Annotated in this window: 13 protein-coding genes; 9 read left to right on the top strand and 4 right to left on the bottom strand. The window is 65.1% G+C overall.

All coding sequences use genetic code 11. From position 1 onward, the window contains the following. Positions 1-47 precede the first annotated feature (47 nt). From AC2FL1_RS06585 to AC2FL1_RS06565, 5 genes are all read left to right on the top strand, one after another. On the top strand, positions 48-1565 hold the full coding sequence (locus tag AC2FL1_RS06585) for a class I adenylate-forming enzyme family protein (RefSeq protein ID WP_496876356.1): 1518 nt from the start codon (positions 48-50) through the stop codon (positions 1563-1565). Beyond that, positions 1562-2218 carry a DsbA family oxidoreductase gene (locus tag AC2FL1_RS06580; RefSeq protein ID WP_011047796.1) on the top strand — a complete coding sequence of 219 codons (657 nt, stop codon included), beginning with the start codon at positions 1562-1564 and terminating at the stop codon, positions 2216-2218. Before AC2FL1_RS06585 ends, AC2FL1_RS06580 begins: the two co-directional genes overlap by 4 nt. Positions 2219-2296: 78 nt before the next feature. Next, positions 2297-3505 carry a multidrug effflux MFS transporter gene (locus tag AC2FL1_RS06575; RefSeq protein WP_496876355.1) on the top strand — a complete coding sequence of 403 codons (1209 nt, stop codon included), beginning with the start codon at positions 2297-2299 and terminating at the stop codon, positions 3503-3505. A gap of 57 nt (positions 3506-3562) precedes the next feature. Continuing rightward, positions 3563-5230 carry a tetratricopeptide repeat protein gene (locus AC2FL1_RS06570; protein ID WP_496876354.1) on the top strand — a complete coding sequence of 556 codons (1668 nt, stop codon included), beginning with the start codon at positions 3563-3565 and terminating at the stop codon, positions 5228-5230. A 2-nt stretch (positions 5231-5232) separates the two neighbouring features. Further along, on the top strand, positions 5233-5889 hold the full coding sequence (locus tag AC2FL1_RS06565) for an SH3 domain-containing protein (RefSeq protein WP_496876353.1): 657 nt from the start codon (positions 5233-5235) through the stop codon (positions 5887-5889). Positions 5890-5953: 64 nt separating this feature from the next. On the opposite strand, the gene mfd is transcribed toward AC2FL1_RS06565, so the two are convergent. Continuing rightward, entirely contained in the window at positions 5954-9406 is a 3453-nt protein-coding gene (gene mfd / locus AC2FL1_RS06560) for a transcription-repair coupling factor (protein ID WP_496876352.1), read from the bottom strand. Between the two features lie 30 nt (positions 9407-9436). Next, the gene (locus AC2FL1_RS06555) at positions 9437-9961 is read right to left on the bottom strand and encodes a component of SufBCD complex (RefSeq protein ID WP_496876351.1); all 525 of its coding nucleotides are present in this window, start codon (positions 9959-9961) and stop codon (positions 9437-9439) included. 123 nt (positions 9962-10084) lie between these two features. On the opposite strand from AC2FL1_RS06555, the gene hemB reads away from it, so the two are divergent. The 4 genes from hemB (at position 10085) to AC2FL1_RS06535 (ending at position 15588) form a co-directional block, all read left to right on the top strand. After that, positions 10085-11083, top strand: a complete 999-nt coding sequence (gene hemB, locus AC2FL1_RS06550; protein WP_496823742.1) for a porphobilinogen synthase — start codon at positions 10085-10087, stop codon at positions 11081-11083. Between the two features lie 142 nt (positions 11084-11225). Beyond that, a complete protein-coding gene (locus tag AC2FL1_RS06545; protein WP_234145572.1) occupies positions 11226-11798 on the top strand; it encodes a lipid-binding SYLF domain-containing protein in 573 nt (190 codons plus the stop codon). Positions 11799-11932: 134 nt separating this feature from the next. Beyond that, entirely contained in the window at positions 11933-14401 is a 2469-nt protein-coding gene (locus tag AC2FL1_RS06540; RefSeq protein WP_496876350.1) for a penicillin acylase family protein, read from the top strand. After that, the gene (locus tag AC2FL1_RS06535) at positions 14398-15588 is read left to right on the top strand and encodes a cation:proton antiporter (protein WP_496876349.1); all 1191 of its coding nucleotides are present in this window, start codon (positions 14398-14400) and stop codon (positions 15586-15588) included. The genes AC2FL1_RS06540 and AC2FL1_RS06535 overlap by 4 nt, the downstream gene beginning before the upstream one ends. Here the strand turns inward: AC2FL1_RS06535 and hflX are convergent. Beyond that, positions 15573-16844, bottom strand: coding sequence for a GTPase HflX (hflX, locus tag AC2FL1_RS06530; protein ID WP_496876348.1), 1272 nt, complete (start codon positions 16842-16844; stop codon positions 15573-15575). The two genes, AC2FL1_RS06535 and hflX, sit on opposite strands and share 16 nt — an antisense overlap. Then, complete coding sequence (gene hfq / locus AC2FL1_RS06525) at positions 16844-17083, bottom strand: RNA chaperone Hfq (protein WP_011047807.1); 240 nt, start codon at positions 17081-17083, stop codon at positions 16844-16846. Before hfq ends, hflX begins: the two co-directional genes overlap by 1 nt. Between the last annotated feature and the right edge of the window lie 113 nt (positions 17084-17196).

The following is a 17196-nucleotide window of genomic DNA, read 5'->3' as shown; positions in this document are numbered from 1 at the left end:
AGCCGCGCCCGCTTGCAACGGGCGCGGTGTCGGGCTAGCCAAGGGCCATGCTGTCGATCTTTGACCAAGGGCCGCCGCAGCCCTGCCCCGCCCCGTTCAACCTGGCCGCCCACGTGATGCGCCATGCCCGCCGCCAGCCCGACAAGGTGGCGCTGTCGGTGCTGCGCCCCGGTGGAGCCGAGGATTGGAGTTATGCCCGACTGGAGCATGCCATTCTGGGCACCGCGACGGGGCTGTTGCAAGCGGGGCTGGCGCCCGGTGACATCGTGCTGATGCGGCTGGGAAACACGGTCGAATTTCCGATCGCCTATCTGGGCGCCATCGCGGCAGGGATTGTGCCGGTGCCAACCTCGTCGCAACTGACCGAGCCCGAGACCGCGCGCATGATCGCCGACCTCTCTCCCGCCGCCATCCTGCGCGCGCCCGATGTGGCCTGTGCCCCGCATCCTAAACAGATCGGCATCGAGGCGCTGAACGCCATGCATGCCCTGCCACCCGCCGACTATGCCCTGGGCGACCCCGACCGGCTGGCCTATGCGGTCTATACCTCGGGCACCTCGGGCAAGCCACGCGCCGTCGCCCATGCCCATCGCGCCATCTGGGCGCGCCAGATGATGGTCGAGGGCTGGTACGGGCTGACGCCAGAGGACCGGCTGTGCCACGCGGGCGCCTTCAACTGGACCTACACGCTGGGCACCGGGTTGATGGATCCCTGGGCCATCGGCGCAACCGCGCTGATCCCCGAACCCGGCACCGATATCGCCGCCCTGCCCGGCCTGCTGGCCGCCCATGGGGCTACGCTGTTTGCCGCCGCGCCCGGCGTCTTTCGCAAGATGCTACAGGGGGTGGGCAAACTCGACCTGCCCGCTTTGCGCCATGCCCTGTGCGCGGGCGAGAAACTGCCCCGCGCCTTGCACGAAAGTTGGACCCGCGCCACCGGGACCGAGCTGTACGAGGCTTTCGGCATGTCCGAATGCTCCACTTTCATCTCTTCCAGCCCCGCCCATCCGGCGCGCGGCGAGGCGCTGGGACAGCCGCAGGTGGGCCGCCGCATCGCCATCCTCGGCCCCGACGGACCGGTGCCGCAGGGCCAGCCCGGCACCATCGCGGTACATCGCGGCGACCCCGGCCTGATGCTGGGCTATCTGAACGCGCCTGACGAGGCCGCCGCCCGGATGCAGGGCGACTGGTTCCTGACCGGCGATCAGGGCGCCATGGCCATCGACGGGCAGATCACCTATCTGGGCCGCGACGACGACATGATGAACGCGGGCGGCTATCGCGTCTCGCCGGTCGAGGTCGAGGCCGCGCTGATCCGCTTTCCCGGCATCGAGCAGGTCGGCGCCGCCGCCGTCGAGGTGAAACCCGACACCTATATCATCGCCGCCTTCTATACCGGCCCCGCCGAACTGGACGCGGGCGCGCTGAGCACCTATGTCGAGGCCAATCTGGCCCGCTACAAGCAGCCGCGCGCCTTTGTGCATCTTCCGGCGCTGCCCACGGGCGGCAATGGCAAACTCCTGCGCCGGGCGCTCCCGGCCTATTTCAAGGCCCCGCAACCATGACCCAGACCGTCAAGCTCGATATCCTGTCCGATCCGATATGTCCCTGGTGCTATATCGGCAAGACCCAGCTGGACAAGGCGCTGGCGGCGATCCCGGACCATCCTTTCGTGATCGAATGGCACCCTTTCCAGCTGAACCCCGACATGGCCCCCGAGGGCATGGACCGGCGCGAGTATCTGGAGCGCAAGTTCGGCGGCAAGGAGGGCGCGGTGCGCGCCTATGCGCCGGTGGTGGAACATGCCGAAAAGGCCGGGCTGGCGATTGATTTCGAAGCGATGCAGCGCACGCCAAACACGCTGGACGCCCATAGGCTGATCCACTGGGCCGGGGTCGAGGGCAAGCAGACAGAGGCCGTCGATGCCCTCTTTGCCGCCTATTTCACCGAGGGCCGCGATATCGGCGATGCCGAGGTGCTGGCCGATATCGCCGACAGTATCGGCATGGATGCCGCCGTGGTGCTGAAACTGCTGAAATCGGATGCCGACCGCGACGACATCGCCAAGCGCGACAGCCATTCGCGCGAGATGGGGGTCAGCTCGGTCCCGACCTTCATCGTCGCCAACCAGCATGCGGTTCCGGGCGCGCAGCCGCCGGAATTGTGGGAACAGGTGATCCGCGAAATCATGTCTCAGATCGAGACCACCTCCGCATGAACGCACAGATATCTGTGCGGTTCTGAACTGGTCCCCTCTGCCCGGCCATGTTAGCGCCAGACCAGAGGAGACCCCCAAATGGCAGACCGGATGTCCAAGGCCGAATTCATCGCGCTGATCGCGATGATGTTTGCAACCATCGCCTTTTCCATCGACTCGATGCTGCCCGCCCTCCCCGAAATCGGGCAGGAGCTGAGCCCCGATGCGGTGAACCGGGCGCAGCTGATCCTGACCTCTTTCGTGCTGGGCATGGGCGTGGGTACGTTCTTCACCGGCCCGCTATCGGATACCTTTGGCCGCAAACCGGTGATCTATGGCGGTGCGGCGCTCTATATCCTAGCCAGCGCGGTGGCGTTGTTCAGTTCGTCGCTCGAACTGGTGCTGGCTGCCCGTGTCGCCCAGGGCCTGGGCGCCGCCGGGCCACGTGTGGTGGCGATGGCGATCGTGCGCGACCTTTATGCTGGGCGGCAGATGGCGCGGATCGTGTCGATTGCAATGCTGATCTTTACCCTGGTGCCGGCGGTGGCACCGCTGTTGGGGGCCGGGGTGATCGCGCTGGTCGGCTGGCGCGGCATCTTCGTTTCCTTCATCCTGTTCTCGACCATTACCGTTTTGTGGCTGGGTCTGCGCCTGCCGGAATCGCTGCCGATCGAAAACCGCCGCCCGTTTCGCGGCCCGCTATTGGCCGATGCGGTGCGCCAGATGTTCGCCCATCCCACGGTGCGCCTGTCGATCATGGTGCAGACGCTGTGCATGGGCACGCTCTTTACCATGCTGACCATGGTGCAGCCGGTCTATGACGTGATCCACGACCGCGCCGACAGCTTTCCCTTCTGGTTCGCGTTGGTGGCGCTGATCTCGGGCTCGGCCAGCCTGCTCAACGCGGCGCTGGTGGTGCGGCTTGGCATGCGCCGAATGGTAACCTGGTCGCTGGGCGCACAGATCGTATTCACCACCGCCATGATCGTCAGCGGCTGGGTCGAGATGTCTCCCGACGCGCGGTTCGGCCTGTTCGTGGCCTGGCAGACGGCGGTGTTCTTCATGGCCGGCACCACGCTGGGCAATCTGAACGCCATCGCGATGGAGCCGATGGGCCATATCGCTGGCATGGCAGCCTCGGTCATCGGAGCAGTCGCCACCGTGCTCGCCGCCGCCATCGCCGCCCCTGTGGGCCTGCTGTTCGACGGCTCGATGGCACCGCTGACCACCGGTATCCTGATCATGTGCGCGCTAGGCTTTGCCCTGATGCTGCATATGGGCCGGATCGAGGAGCGGGCGATCGCCTGACCTTTTCCTGCCGCGCGGCCTGTTCTAGTCTCAGGCTGAAAGCAAAGGGAGGTGAGGATGAGCGATTACGGCTATGATCTGGGCAACTACAGCTGCCCAGTGACCACCACCGCGCCCCAGGCGCAGCTGTGGTTCGACCGGGGCCTGATCTGGACCTATGGCTATAACCATGCCGAGGCCGCAGCCTGTTTCCGCCGCGCGCTGGAACATGACCCGGATTGCGCCATGGCCCATTGGGGCCTCGCCTATGCCAGCGGCCCAAATTACAACATGCCGTGGGAACGCTGGGACAGCGCCACCCGGGCCGAGGCGCTGGCCACGTCCTATGACGCAAGCCAGGCCGCGCTGGCGCGGGTCGCGGGCGGCACACCGGTTGAACAGGCGCTGATCCGCGCCCTGCCCGCACGCTATCCTCAGCGAGAGCTGGACGCGGACATGCACTGCTGGGACCACGATTTTGCCGACGCCATGCGCACCGCCTTTGCCGCGCATCCCGATCACCTCGACCTGCGCGCGATCTATGCCGAAAGCCTGCTGAACCTGACCCCATGGAAGATGTGGGATCTGGCCACCGGCCAGCCCGCCCCCGGTGCCGCCACGCGAGAGGCGCAGGAGGTACTGGAAACCGCCCTGAGTGACGCCCCGGGCGCGATGAGCCATCCGGGGCTTCTGCACCTCTATGTGCACCTGATGGAGATGTCGCCCACCCCCGAAAAGGCGCTGAAGGCAGCGGATGTGCTGCGCACACTGGTGCCCGATGCTGGCCACCTGGTGCATATGCCCACCCATATCGACGTGCTTTGCGGCCAATATCACGATGTCGTCCACTGGAACCGCCGCGCCACGCTGGCCGACCGCAAGTATCTCGACCGCGAGGGCGCGTTCAACATCTATACCGGCTATCGCATCCACAATTGCCATTTCGCCATCTATGGCGCCCTGTTCCTGGGCCAGATGCAACCGGCGCTGGAGGCCAATCGCGATCTCTGGGCCTCGGTCCCCGAAGAGATGCTGCGCATGGAAAGCCCGCCGATGGCGGATTATTTCGAGAGCTACATGGCGATGGGGCCGCATATCCTGATCCGGTTCGGCCGCTGGGACGAGGCCATCGCCCTGGAACCGCCCGCCGATCCGGATCTCTACCGCACGCTTACCGCTACCGTGCATTACGCCCGTGCCGTCGCCTTTGCCGCCACCGGCCGCGTGACCGAGGCAGAGGCCGAGGAACAGGTGTTCCTGACCGCTGCGGCCCGGGTGCCCGAAAGCCGGTTGCTGCACAACAACCGCGTCATCGACCTTCTTGATATTGCAAAAGAAATGTTGCGCGGCGAGATCGAATACCGGAAGGGCAACTACGATCTGGCCTATACCCATCTGCGACGCTCGGTCGAATTGGACGACAATCTGCCGTATGACGAGCCCTGGGGCTGGATGCAGCCCACGCGCCACGCACTGGGCGCGCTGCTGTTCGAACAGGGCCATACCGACGAGGCCGAGGCAGTCTACCGCGCTGATCTGGGCCTGGGCGGCCAGTTGAGCCGCGCCGCCGTTCATCCAGATAATATATGGAGTCTCAAAGGTTTGCACGATTGTCTGAAAGCGCGTGGCGAAACGGTCGAGATCGTCCAGATCCGCCAGCGGCTTGACTTGGCGCTGGCGCGGGCCGATCGCGCGGTCGGCGCTTCGTGTTTCTGCGCCCAGGCGGCGATGCGGGCGGCCGAGTGACGATGAGAGTACTGATCATCCTGCCGCTGCTCCTGTTTCTAGCCGAGCCCGCGCTGGCCCAGCGGCAGAGCTTTGTCCCCCGGGACGAGGCCTTGGCAAATACCGAGGTTCTTGCCCTGCGCGACAGTCTGCGCACAACAGTCGCCGCGCGCGATCTTGACGGGCTGGCCGCCGCAGCCTGCCCCGATCTCAGCCTCAGCGACGACGGCCCGGGCGGCCCGGACGAATTGCGCCAGATGCTGACCCCATCGGGCACCAATCCTCAAAGCGCGGTCGACAACCGGTGGCAGGCGCTGGCCGAAACACTGGCCGCGCCGGGATATTTCGATGCCGAAGGCGAGTTCTGGATGCCCTATCACTGGCGCATCCAGTTGCCCGCCAGGATCGATCCGACACAGGCCTTTTTCGTCAATGGCGAGAATGTGAACCTGCGCCAGGCCCCGGACCGGAGCGGAGATATCCTGACACGGGTCAGTTTCGAGGTGGTACTTGCCGCCAGGTTCGACCCTGAGACCGAGTATCGCGCCGTGATCCTGTCAGACAGCACACGCGGCTATCTGCATCGCGATTACCTGACACCGATGTCAGGAGCCCGCGCGGCTCTGGTCCAGTCGCCAGAGGGCATCTGGCAACTTTGCACATTCACCACCGGGCGTTGACCACGCGGGGGCAAAATCTTCGACGAAGATTTTGCATGCAGATTTTCACTTGAAAATCTGCGCGCTACGCCTTGCCCTTCTTCTCCGCCGCGACCTTTTCGGCCAGATCCCGGGCCACCGCAAAGGCGCCCTTGATCTTGTCTGCATCCGACCGCCAGTCGCGCCGCACCACGATCTTGTTGTCCTTGATCTTGGCCAGCCCCTTTTGTGCCTGAATGAACTCGACCAGCCCCGCTGGCGAGGCGAATTTGTCGTTGTGGAACTGGATGGTCGCGCCTTTTGGCCCGCCATCCAGTTTTGCGATGCCTGCGCGTTTGCACATGGCCTTGATCCGCACCACCAGAAGCAGCGTGTTCACCTCTTTGGGCAGCTTGCCAAAGCGGTCGATCAGCTCGGCCGCGAACCCTTCCAGCTCGACCTTGGTCGTCAGCGACGAGAGCCGCCGATAAAGGCCCAGCCGCACGTCCAGATCGGGCACATAGTCTTCGGGGATCAGCACCGGTACGCCCAGGTTGATCTGCGGCGCCCATTGGTCGTCGGCCTCGCTCAGCCCCTCCATCTGGCCGCTGCGGATCTTGGCAATCGCCTCTTCCAGCATCGACTGGTAGAGTTCGTAGCCCACATCGGGCATCTGGCCCGACTGTTCCTCGCCCAAGAGGTTGCCCGCGCCGCGAATGTCCAGATCCTGGCTCGCCAGCGAGAACCCCGCCCCCAGTGTATCGAGCGAGGCCAGCACCCGCAGCCGCTTTTCTGCTGCAGGGGTCAGGCGCACTCTCGGTTTGGTGGTCAGATAGGCATAGGCGCGCGCCTTGGACCGGCCCACGCGGCCCCGGATCTGGTAAAGCTGCGCCAGTCCGAACATATCGGCCCGATGCACCACCATCGTGTTGGCGGTGGGGATGTCCAGCCCGCTTTCGACGATGGTCGTCGCCAGTAGCACATCGTATTTGCCGTCGTAGAACGCGTTCATCCGGTCGTCGAGCTCACCCGCCGCCATCTGGCCATGCGCCACTACATAGGTGAGCTCGGGCAGCTGTTCCTTCAGGAAGGTCTCGATATCCGGCAGATCGGTGATGCGCGGCACCACATAGAAACTCTGCCCGCCCCGATAATGCTCGCGCAGCAGCGCCTCGCGGATGGTGACCGCGTCGAATTCGCTGACATAGGTGCGGATGGCCAGCCGGTCGATCGGCGGCGTGCCGATGATCGAGAGATCCCGGACGCCGGTCAGACTCAGTTGCAGGGTGCGCGGGATCGGTGTGGCCGTCAGCGTCAGCACATGCACGTCCGAGCGCAATTGTTTCAGCCGCTCCTTGTGACCGACGCCGAAATGCTGTTCCTCGTCGATGATGAGCAGGCCGAGATTCTGGAACCGGATCCCCTTGGCCAAGAGCGCGTGGGTGCCAATCACGATATCCACCGTGCCGCGCGCCAACCCCTCGCGGGTCTGCTGCGCCTCCTTGGCCGAGACAAAGCGGCTAAGCTGCTTCACTTCCAGCGGAAAGCCCCGGAACCGGTCGCGGAAGCTGGCGGCATGCTGACGAGCCAACAGTGTGGTGGGCGCGATCACCGCCACCTGCAGCCCGGACATGGCCGCGACAAAAGCCGCGCGCATGGCCACCTCGGTCTTGCCAAAACCGACATCGCCGCAGATCAGCCGGTCCATCGGCATGCCCGAATGCAGATCGTCCATCACATCGGCGATGGCGCGCAGCTGGTCGTCGGTTTCCTGATAGGGAAAGCGGGCGCTGAAATCCTCCCAGGCATGCGGCGGCGGGTCCATCACCGGCGCCTTGCGCAGGGCGCGCTCGGCGGCCACCCGGATCAGCCGGTCGGCCATCTCGCGAATACGCTCTTTCAGCTTGGCCTTCTTGGCCTGCCAGGCGCCCCCACCAAGTCGGTCGAGCAGCCCCTCTTCATGGCCGTATTTCGACAAGAGCTCGATGTTCTCGACCGGCAGGTACAGCCGCGCCTCCTCGGCATAGTCGAGCGCGATACATTCATGCGCCGCGCCGGCGGCGGTGATCACCTCAAGCCCGCGATAGCGCCCGATGCCGTGATCCACATGCACCACCAGATCGCCGGGGGTCAGCGATTGCGTTTCGGTCAGGAAGTTCTCGGCCTTGCGGCGCTTCTTGGGCTGGCGGATCAGCCGGTCGCCCAGCACATCCTGTTCCGAGATCACCGTCAGGCCGGGCGCCTCGAACCCGTGTTCCAGCGCCCAGACGGCCAGGTGCAGGCCGCGCTTGCCGATGCGGGTGCCGTTTGCCACCGGGATCGCCTCGGCCACGCCCTCATCCTCGATCAGGCCGGTGAGACGTTCGCGCGCACCTTCGGAATACGAGGCGATCAGCACCGGACCATCCGCCAGTCGGACCTTAAGGTGATCCGCCAAGGCCCCGAACAGGCTGACGTTTTCCAGTGCGCGCTCGGGCGAGAAATTGCGACCGATCCGGCCGCCCGCGTCGATCACACCGGGGCCGCTGGCCTGCGGCAACGGGTTGAACTGCATCACCCGCCGATCCGCCAGCAGCGCCGACCAATCCGCGTCGTCAAGGTAAAGCAACCTCGGCGGCAAGGGTTTATAGACACTGTCCATCCGGGACCGGTCCGTCATGGCCAGACGGCGGGTTTCGTATTGATCCTGGATACTGTCCCAACGCGCCAGGCGGGATGGCGTCACTTGATCGTCCAGCGTCACCGTGGCACCGGGCAGATAGTCGAACAGGGTTTCAAGCTGCTCGTGAAAGAAGGGCAACCAGTGTTCGACACCCTGATGCTTGCGCCCGGCACTCACCGCCTCGTAGAGCGGATCGTCGCTGCCGGCGGCGCCGAACTCGATGCGATAGTTCTGGCGGAACCGGGTGATGGCCGCCTCGTCCAGAATGACCTCGCTGACCGGGGCCAGTTCGATCAGGTCGAGTTTCTCGGTGGTACGCTGGGTGGCGGGGTCGAAGCGGCGGGCGCCGTCCAGCACGTCGCCAAAGAAGTCGAGGCGCACCGGCCCGCTGTCACCGGGCGGATAGATGTCGATGATACCGCCCCGGATCGCGTAATCGCCGGGCTCCATCACCGTGGGGCTCTGGCTGAACCCCATGCGGACAAGGAACTGCCTTAGCGCCTGTTCATCCACGCGCCGCCCGACCTGGGCGCTGAACGCCGCCTCGCGCAGCAGGTCGCGCGCGGGCACCCGCTGGGTTGCCGCGTTTAGCGTGGTCAACAGCACGAAACGGTCCGGCATCTGGTGCACCAGCGCCGCCAGCGTCGCCATCCGCGCGGCCGAAACATCGGCATTGGGCGAGACCCGATCATAAGGCAGGCAATCCCAGCTTGGGAACACGAAAACCGGCAGGTCGGGCGCGAAGAAGGTCAGCGCCGCCCGCATCGCCTCCAGCCGCTTGTCGTCGCGGGCCACATGCAACACCGGGCCACCCGCGCGGGCGACCTCGTTCAGGATCAGCCGCGCGTCAAAGCCTTCGGGCGCGCCGCCTACCAGCACATGGTTCGGTGCCGTCATCGTGACTTGCCCCTGTCCGTTTCCGTTCGTCTAGCCCAGAACCCCGATAGACAGGTTCTGATACATTCCCCAAAGCGAGGTGAAGAAGATCGACACCATGCCGATGACCTGGATGTATATCCGACAACGCCCGATGGCCCGCGCCAGATCCTCTCCCGTCAAAACCTGCCCACGTACCCGTCGCGCCGTCGACAAGTTCAACAGCGCCACCAGCGACATCGGAAAGGCCAGCAGGAACACCGCCTGCGCGAATTCCATCCTGTAAAAGAACCCAAGCATCGCCAGCGCCGAAAGGGTGAAACAGCAAAAGGCAAAGATCCACAGTCCGGCGGTGTCGACGATATATAGCATGCGGTTCACATTGACCCGCGCGATATCGTCCAGATCCTGCGCCGCCTGCCCGCCGACCCGGCGGGCGCGGGTCACCATGTCATAGGGCACGCCCAGAACCCAGTGGCTGGCCGAGGACCAGACCACCGCCAGCGCGATCCAGAACCACAGGTTCGAGAAGCTGCGCATGTCGATAAGTTCGAAGATCGAGGAATACCAATCCAAACGCTCTGCCCTTCCCTCTGGCCGTCACCGCGGCCTTCTATCCCGCTTGCGCGGCCATTGGTACCCTTGTGACCGGATCAATTCCATGCCACCCAATGCACAAATGTGCAAGGAGAGCCATGCATGACCCCAACCGTCGCCGCCTTTCCCGCCGCCCGTTTCCGGCGCGCCCGCAAATCGCCCGCGCTGCGCGCGCTGGTGCGCGAGAATTCCCTTGGCGTCGACGATCTAATCTGGCCGGTTTTCGTGCGCGACGGCGAAGGGATCGAGGAACCGGTGCCCTCGATGCCCGGCGTGATGCGCCGCTCGGTCGACAAGATCGCGCAGGCTGCGGTCGAGGCGCAGGCGCTCGGCATCCCCGCCATCTGCCTGTTCCCCTACACCGATGCTGCGCTGAAGACCGAGGATTGCGCCGAGGCCTGGAGCCCCGACAACCTGTCCAACCGCGCCATCCGTGCCATCAAGGCTGCTGCCCCCGAGATCGCGGTGATGACCGATGTGGCGCTCGACCCCTATAACATCAACGGCCATGACGGTTATGTGGTAGAGGGTGAGATCGTCAATGACGAAACCGTCGAGGCGCTGGTGAAGATGACGCTTGCCCAGGCCGAGGCAGGCGCCGATATCATCGGCCCCTCGGACATGATGGACGGGCGTATCGGCGCCATGCGGCAGGCGCTTGAGGCGGCCGGGCATCGCAACGTCCTGATCCTCAGCTATGCCGCCAAATATGCCAGCGCTTTTTATGGGCCGTTCCGCGACGCGGTCGGTGCCTCGGGCGCGCTGACCGGCGACAAGAAGACTTATCAGATGGATCCGGGCAACAGCGACGAGGCGCTGCGCCTGATCCAGCGCGACTTGAGCGAAGGCGCCGATATGGTGATGATCAAGCCCGGGCTGGCCTATCTGGATATCTGCCACCGGGTGAAGCAGAGCTTTGGCGCTCCCACCTATGCCTATCAGGTCTCGGGTGAATACGCGATGATCCGGGCGGCGGCGCAGAATGGCTGGATCGACGGCGAAAAGGTGATGCTGGAAAGCCTGTTGGCCTTCAAGCGCGCCGGTTGCGACGGCATCCTGACCTATTTTGCCCCCGAAGTGGCCCGCATCCTGCAAGGCTGACAGCGCGGGCAATCGGCCCGACGGGCGATATCCCGCGCAAACAGGGCAGTTGTTTGGTGACAGCCGGGCCCGTTCGGCGTAATGTCGCGGCCAAGACCGGGAAAATCCGGCTTGTCAGGCAACAATACAGAGATCGAGAGATATGAGCAGTATCCACCCTCCCCGACTGACCCGTCGTGGCTTTGCCCTTGGCATGGCCGGTTTGACCGTGACCGCCGCCTGCGGCAATGGCGTCGGCAATTCCAATGCCTCGCAGATCGACGCACGCGTCAACGCCACCCTGACCGAGATGTATGCCCAGTTTCCCAACACGGTCGAGATCTCGCAAAAGTCAGCAGGCATGCTGGTGATGCCGCTCCTGACCGAGGCCGGTTTCGTCTTTGGCGGCGGCTATGGGCGTGGCGCCCTGCGCATCGACGGGGTGACGGTTGATTATTACTCGGCCGTCAAGGGCAGTGCCGGCTTGCAGGTGGGTGCCCAGCAATATGCCCATGTCCTTTTCTTCATGACCCAGGCCGCGCTTAGCGAATTCCGCCGGTCGAGTGGCTGGGCGGCGGGGGCCGATCTGGAATACGTGGTCAGCGATCAAGGCGACTCTCTGGCCGCCGATACCAATACGCTCCGCTCGCCGATCCTGGCGGCAGTGTTTGGCCGCGCAGGCCTGCGCGTGGGCGCGACGTTGGAAGGCACCAAATACACCCGCATCATTCCCTGATCAAGGTGCGCTACGTGGTCCCGACCGGGTTCTGATCCATCGCAGGGGCGGCCGCCGAGCCGCCCTTTCGTTTTCTCTGCCAATCCCCTAATGTCGCTCGGGAAATCCGAGTTCGGGGAAATCACGGGTCGCTCATGGGTCTGCTCTTTCGCTGGCTACTTCGCCTTGCCGCCGGTCTGATCGCACTTGCCGTCGCGGCTGTGGTGCTGATCTATTATCTGGCCGGTCAATCGCTGCCTGAATACGACCAGACACAAGAGGTGGCCGGGCTGACCGCGCCGGTCGAGATTGTGCGCGACACCCATAACGTGCCGCATATCTTTGGCAGTTCCGACCCGGACGTATTCTTTGGCCTCGGCTATGCCCATGCACAGGACAGGCTGTGGCAAATGACCATGCTGCGCCGCACCGTGCAGGGGCGCCTCTCCGAGGTTTTCGGCCCGCGCACCGTCGGCATAGACCGCCTCTTGCGGCGGCTTGACCTTTATCGGCTGGCGCAACAATCGGTCGGCGCCCAGGACGCCTATGCCACCGCTGCCCTCAAGGCCTATGCGGCAGGTGTAAACGCGCGCCTGGCCGAGATCAACGACGAGGCACTGGGCCGCGGCGCGCCAGAGATGTTCCTGTTCAACGCCCCCGTCGCCCCCTGGCAACCTGCCGACAGCCTGGCCATCATCAAGCTGATGGGGCTGCAACTGTCGGGCCATCTGGAGGAGGAGGTGCTGCGCGCCCGCACTTCGCTGATGCTGAGCGATCCCGCGCGGCTGGCCGATATCCTGCCTGACGCGCCAGGTACCGGCACCGCCGCGCTGCCGGAATATGCGGACCTGTTCCCGGACCTGCCCCGCTATGCCGCCGCGCGCGAAACACCACGCGATCCGCTGTCGCCCTTGCCGCGCCGGGGCCTGGCCGGAGCGTCGAATGCCTGGGCAGCGGCGCCCTCGCGCTCGGCCAGCGGCGGCACTCTGCTCGCCAATGATCCGCATCTGGGCTTTGCCGCGCCGTCGACATGGTATCTGGCACGGCTGGAACTGGCCAAGGGCGGCGTGATCGGCGGCACCATTCCCGGCATGCCCGCGGTTCTGCTGGGACGCAGCGAGCGGCTGGGCTGGGGCCTGACCTCGTCCTACATGGACGATCAGGACCTGTTCGTGGAAAAGCTGAACCCCGAGAACCCCGAGGAATACCTGACCCCGGACGGCTACAAAGCCTTTGAAAGCCGCCCCTCGATCATCGAGATCAAGGGCGCCGCCCCGATCACGCTGACCCTGCGCTGGACAGAGAACGGGCCGGTCCTGCCCGGCAGCGTCTATGACCTGGAGACCATCACTCCGCCTGGCCATGTGATGTCGCTGGGCTGGACCGTGCTTAACCCCCGCGACACCTCGATGTCGGCGGCTCTGGCGTTGGTCAATGCCGGCACGGTGCACGAGGCGATCCGCGCGACCGAGACCTATATCGGTCCCTCGCAGAACCTGACGCTGGCCGACCGCGAGACCGTGGCGCTGAAGATGGTGGGCGCGGTGCCCCGCCGTGACTCGCGCCATCAAAGCCAGGGTCGCCTGCCCGCACAGGGCTGGCGGGCCGAGAACCGCTGGCAGGGCCGGATGCCCTATGCGTCGAACCCGGAATTCGTCGGCCCCGTGGGCGGCATTCTGGGCAATACCAACAACAAGCTGCTGGAACGTCCCTTTCCCAACCATATCTCGTTTGTGTGGGGCGATACCCAGCGGGTGACCCGCTGGCAGAGGCTCATGCAATCGCGCGAGGTGCATACCCGCGACAGTTTCATCGAGGCGCAACAGGACCCGGTCAGCCCGGCGGCGCGCACCCTGCTGCCGCTCATTGGCGCCGATCTGTGGTTTACCGGCGAGGCCGCCCCCGAGGGCACACCCGAGCGCCAGCGCCAGATCGCCCTGACCATTCTTGCCGAATGGAACGGCGAGATGAACGAACACCTGCCCGAGCCGTTGATCTATGCCGCCTGGCTGCGCGCCCTGCAAAAGCGGTTGATCACCGACGAGCTGGGGCCACTGGCCGCTGAATTCAAACATGTCGAGCCGCTGTTCATCGAACGGGTGTTCCGCGACATCGACGGCGCCGCGGTCTGGTGCGATATCCGCCAGAGCGCGCCCAGGGAAAGCTGCACCGAGATCGCCCGGCTGGCGCTGGACGATGCGCTGGTCTGGATCGGCGAGCGATATGGCACCGCGCTGGAAAGCCTGCGCTGGGGTGACGCGCACCAGGCCACCCATGACCACCCGGTCCTGGGCGAGGTGCCGGTGCTGCGCTATTTCGTGAATATCCGGCAATCGACCAGTGGCGGCGACCACACGCTGCAACGCGGACGCACTTCGGGCGAGGATCCGGACCCGTTCCGCAATGTGCATGGCGCAGGCTATCGCGGGGTCTACGATTTCGCCGATCCCGACAGTTCGGTCTTTGTCATCTCGACCGGGCAATCGGGGCATTTCCTGTCCCGCTATTATGACGATCAGGCACAGTTGTGGCGGCGCGGCGAATATATCCCGATGTCGCTGGATGCTGATCTGGCACGCGCGGCGGCGGTGGGGGTGACCCGGCTGCTGCCCGCTCCCGAATGAGGATGGAGGGCTATGCCGCCGATCTGATCGCGCTGGGGCTGTTGTTCCTGGCCGGTCTGGCTGCCGATCAGCTGGGCGCCCGCAGCCGGTTGCCGCGGGTGACGCTGCTGTTGTTCTGCGGGCTGATGGCCGGTTCGGCGGGGTTTGACCTGATCCCAGAGAGCCTCGCCGCCGTCTATCCAATCGTGTCGGTCATCGCACTCAGCATGGTGGCGTTCCTCTTGGGGGGAGAACTGTCGCTGCGCACGCTCAGCGCCCATGGCCGCGCCATCGTGGTGATCTCGCTGATGGTGGTGATGGTGACGCAGCTCACCGTTTCGGCCGGGCTGGCGCTGATCGGCATGCCGCTGGCGGCGGCGCTGATCGTGGGGGCGCTGGCCACCGCCACCGATCCGGCGGCGACGCTCGACGTAATCCGGCAGGGCCAAGCCACCGGAGATTTCCCCCGCAGGCTCAAGGGCATTGTTGCCATCGACGACGCCTGGGGCGTGTTGCTCTTTGCGCTGGTGGCGGTACTGGCCGGAGCGGTCGAAGGGAACGGGTCCGGCCCCGGCCTGCTGGGCGGCGCGCTGGTCGAGATCGTGGGTTCGGTCGCGCTGGGCCTGGCCGTCGGTCTGCCCGGCGCCTATCTGACCGGGCGCCTATCGGGTGGCGAGCCGCTCAGAATCGAGGCACTGGGGCTGGTGTTCCTGACCGCGGGCCTGTCGCTCTGGCTGGATCTGTCCTATCTGATCGCGGGGATGACGGCGGGGGCGGTGATCGTCAACCTGGCCCATCACCACAAGCGGGCCTTTCGCGAGATCGAGCATTTCGAATGGCCGTTCATGATCGTGTTCTTCATCCTGGCAGGTGCCACGCTGGACCTCGGCGCGCTCTGGGCGGTGGGTCCCCTGCTGATGGGCTATGTGGCGCTTCGGGTGCTGGGCCGGGTAATGGGCGGCTGGGCCGGGGCCAAGCTGGCCGGAACCGCGCAAGCCGAACGCCCGTGGTACGGCCCGGCCCTGCTGCCGCAGGCCGGGGTTGCCATCGGCATGGCGTTGATCGCGGGTGATCTGTTTCCCCAATACGCGGATATGATCACGGCGCTGGCCATCGGCGCCACCGTGGTGTTTGAACTGGCCGGACCGCTTGCCGCCGCCTATGCCTTGCGCCGTGTCAGCGGCAGCGGGGATCAGAGCGCAGCGTAGCGCGCCGCCTGCTGCGGGGTCCACAGCACCGTCAGGCGGAACCCGTCCTCGGTCTGTTCTTCTGCCTGAACAACATCCTGCGCGAACAGCCACGCGCGCCGCTTGCCCTCGGCAAAGCCCAGGGTCAGCACCGCCTCGCTGCGGGTTTCAGCCAACGCTTCGGCGATGGCCGACAACAGAGGCTCCAACCCCTCGCCCGTCACCGCCGACACTGCAAACAGCGACCCATCGCGCGCGGTCCGCTCGCGCAGCGCCGCGCGCTTGTCGGGGTCAAGCAGATCGACCTTGTTCCAAACCTCGAATTTCGGCCGTCCCTCGTCCACCCCGAGCGAGGCCAGAATGGCCTCGACATCGCGGGCCTGCTCCTCGGTCGCGGCATGGTGGATATCACGCACATGCACGATGAGATCGGCCGCCAGCACCTCTTCGAGTGTGGCGCGGAAGGCGGCCACCAACTCGGTCGGCAGGTCCGAGATGAAGCCCACCGTGTCGCTCAGGATCACTTCGGGCCCGTCGGGCAGAACCACCCGCCGCATCGTCGGGTCGAGCGTGGCGAACAGCATGTCCTTGGCCATCACCTCGGCCCCGGTCAGCCGGTTGAACAGAGTCGATTTGCCCGCGTTGGTATAACCCACCAGCGCCACGATCGGATAAGGCACCTTGGCGCGCGCTTTGCGGTGCAGCTCGCGGGTCTTGACCACCTTGTCGAGCTGCCGCTTGAGCCGCACCAGCTGTTCGTCAATGGCGCGGCGGTCGGCCTCGATCTGGGTTTCCCCCGGACCACCTACAAAGCCCAGACCGCCCCGCTGACGCTCCAGGTGGGTCCAAGCGCGCACCAGCCGGGTCCGCTGATAGCTGAGTGCCGCCATCTCGACCTGCAAAACGCCTTCGCGGGTACGTGCGCGGTCGCTGAAGATTTCCAGGATCAGGCCGGTCCGGTCGAGTATCTTGACCTTCCACGCCTTTTCCAGATTGCGCTGCTGTACCGGGGAAAGCGGCCCGTCGATCAGAACCAGCTCGACCTCGTTGTCGTGAAACAGGGTGGCCAGTTCCTCAACCTTGCCCGATCCGAACAGGTGGCCGGGATGCGGTTTGGCCAGGCGCACAATACCCGATCCGGCGACGTCGAGATCCGGCAATGCCGCGGCCAAAGCCACCGCTTCTTCCAGCGCCGGAACCGGGTCGCGGCGGTCAAGGTCGGATTTGAGTTCGGGGTGCAGCACCCAGGCCCGGGTGCGCGCCCGATCATGTTCCATCAATTGGCGTCTTCGCCCTCATACAGGCTGATCGGCTGGGCAGGCATGATGGTCGAGATCGCATGCTTGTAAACCAGCTGCGACTGTCCGTCGCGGCGCAGCAACACGCAGAAATTGTCGAACCAGGTGATCACACCCTGCAATTTCACACCGTTGATCAGGAAAATCGTGACCGGAACCTTGGTCTTTCTGACGTGATTCAGGAATGCGTCCTGCAGATTTTGTCTGTCCGAAGCCATTTTTGTTCAATCTCGCCTTTGTTCTTGCAACGCGATGCGGACCAACGCGCTCCCTCAGGCGGAGTATGTCGCGCGAATTTGGGATATGCCAGCCGAAAATATAGGTTATCTGC

Source organism: Ruegeria sp. YKSF070 (genome assembly GCF_059612725.1).
The sequence above is the reverse complement of the archived record's forward strand: the minus strand, read 5'-3'. Positions and strand labels throughout refer to the sequence as shown.

Coding starts and splice junctions, on each gene's coding strand:
- AC2FL1_RS06585 (WP_496876356.1), top strand. CDS start 48: ATGCTGTCGATCTTTGACCAAGGGCCGCCGCAGCCCTGCCCCGCCCCG.
- AC2FL1_RS06580 (WP_011047796.1), top strand. CDS start 1,562: ATGACCCAGACCGTCAAGCTCGATATCCTGTCCGATCCGATATGTCCC.
- AC2FL1_RS06575 (WP_496876355.1), top strand. CDS start 2,297: ATGGCAGACCGGATGTCCAAGGCCGAATTCATCGCGCTGATCGCGATG.
- AC2FL1_RS06570 (WP_496876354.1), top strand. CDS start 3,563: ATGAGCGATTACGGCTATGATCTGGGCAACTACAGCTGCCCAGTGACC.
- AC2FL1_RS06565 (WP_496876353.1), top strand. CDS start 5,233: ATGAGAGTACTGATCATCCTGCCGCTGCTCCTGTTTCTAGCCGAGCCC.
- mfd (WP_496876352.1), bottom strand. CDS start 9,406: ATGACGGCACCGAACCATGTGCTGGTAGGCGGCGCGCCCGAAGGCTTT.
- hemB (WP_496823742.1), top strand. CDS start 10,085: ATGACCCCAACCGTCGCCGCCTTTCCCGCCGCCCGTTTCCGGCGCGCC.
- AC2FL1_RS06545 (WP_234145572.1), top strand. CDS start 11,226: ATGAGCAGTATCCACCCTCCCCGACTGACCCGTCGTGGCTTTGCCCTT.
- AC2FL1_RS06540 (WP_496876350.1), top strand. CDS start 11,933: ATGGGTCTGCTCTTTCGCTGGCTACTTCGCCTTGCCGCCGGTCTGATC.
- AC2FL1_RS06535 (WP_496876349.1), top strand. CDS start 14,398: ATGAGGATGGAGGGCTATGCCGCCGATCTGATCGCGCTGGGGCTGTTG.
- hflX (WP_496876348.1), bottom strand. CDS start 16,844: ATGGAACATGATCGGGCGCGCACCCGGGCCTGGGTGCTGCACCCCGAA.
- hfq (WP_011047807.1), bottom strand. CDS start 17,083: ATGGCTTCGGACAGACAAAATCTGCAGGACGCATTCCTGAATCACGTC.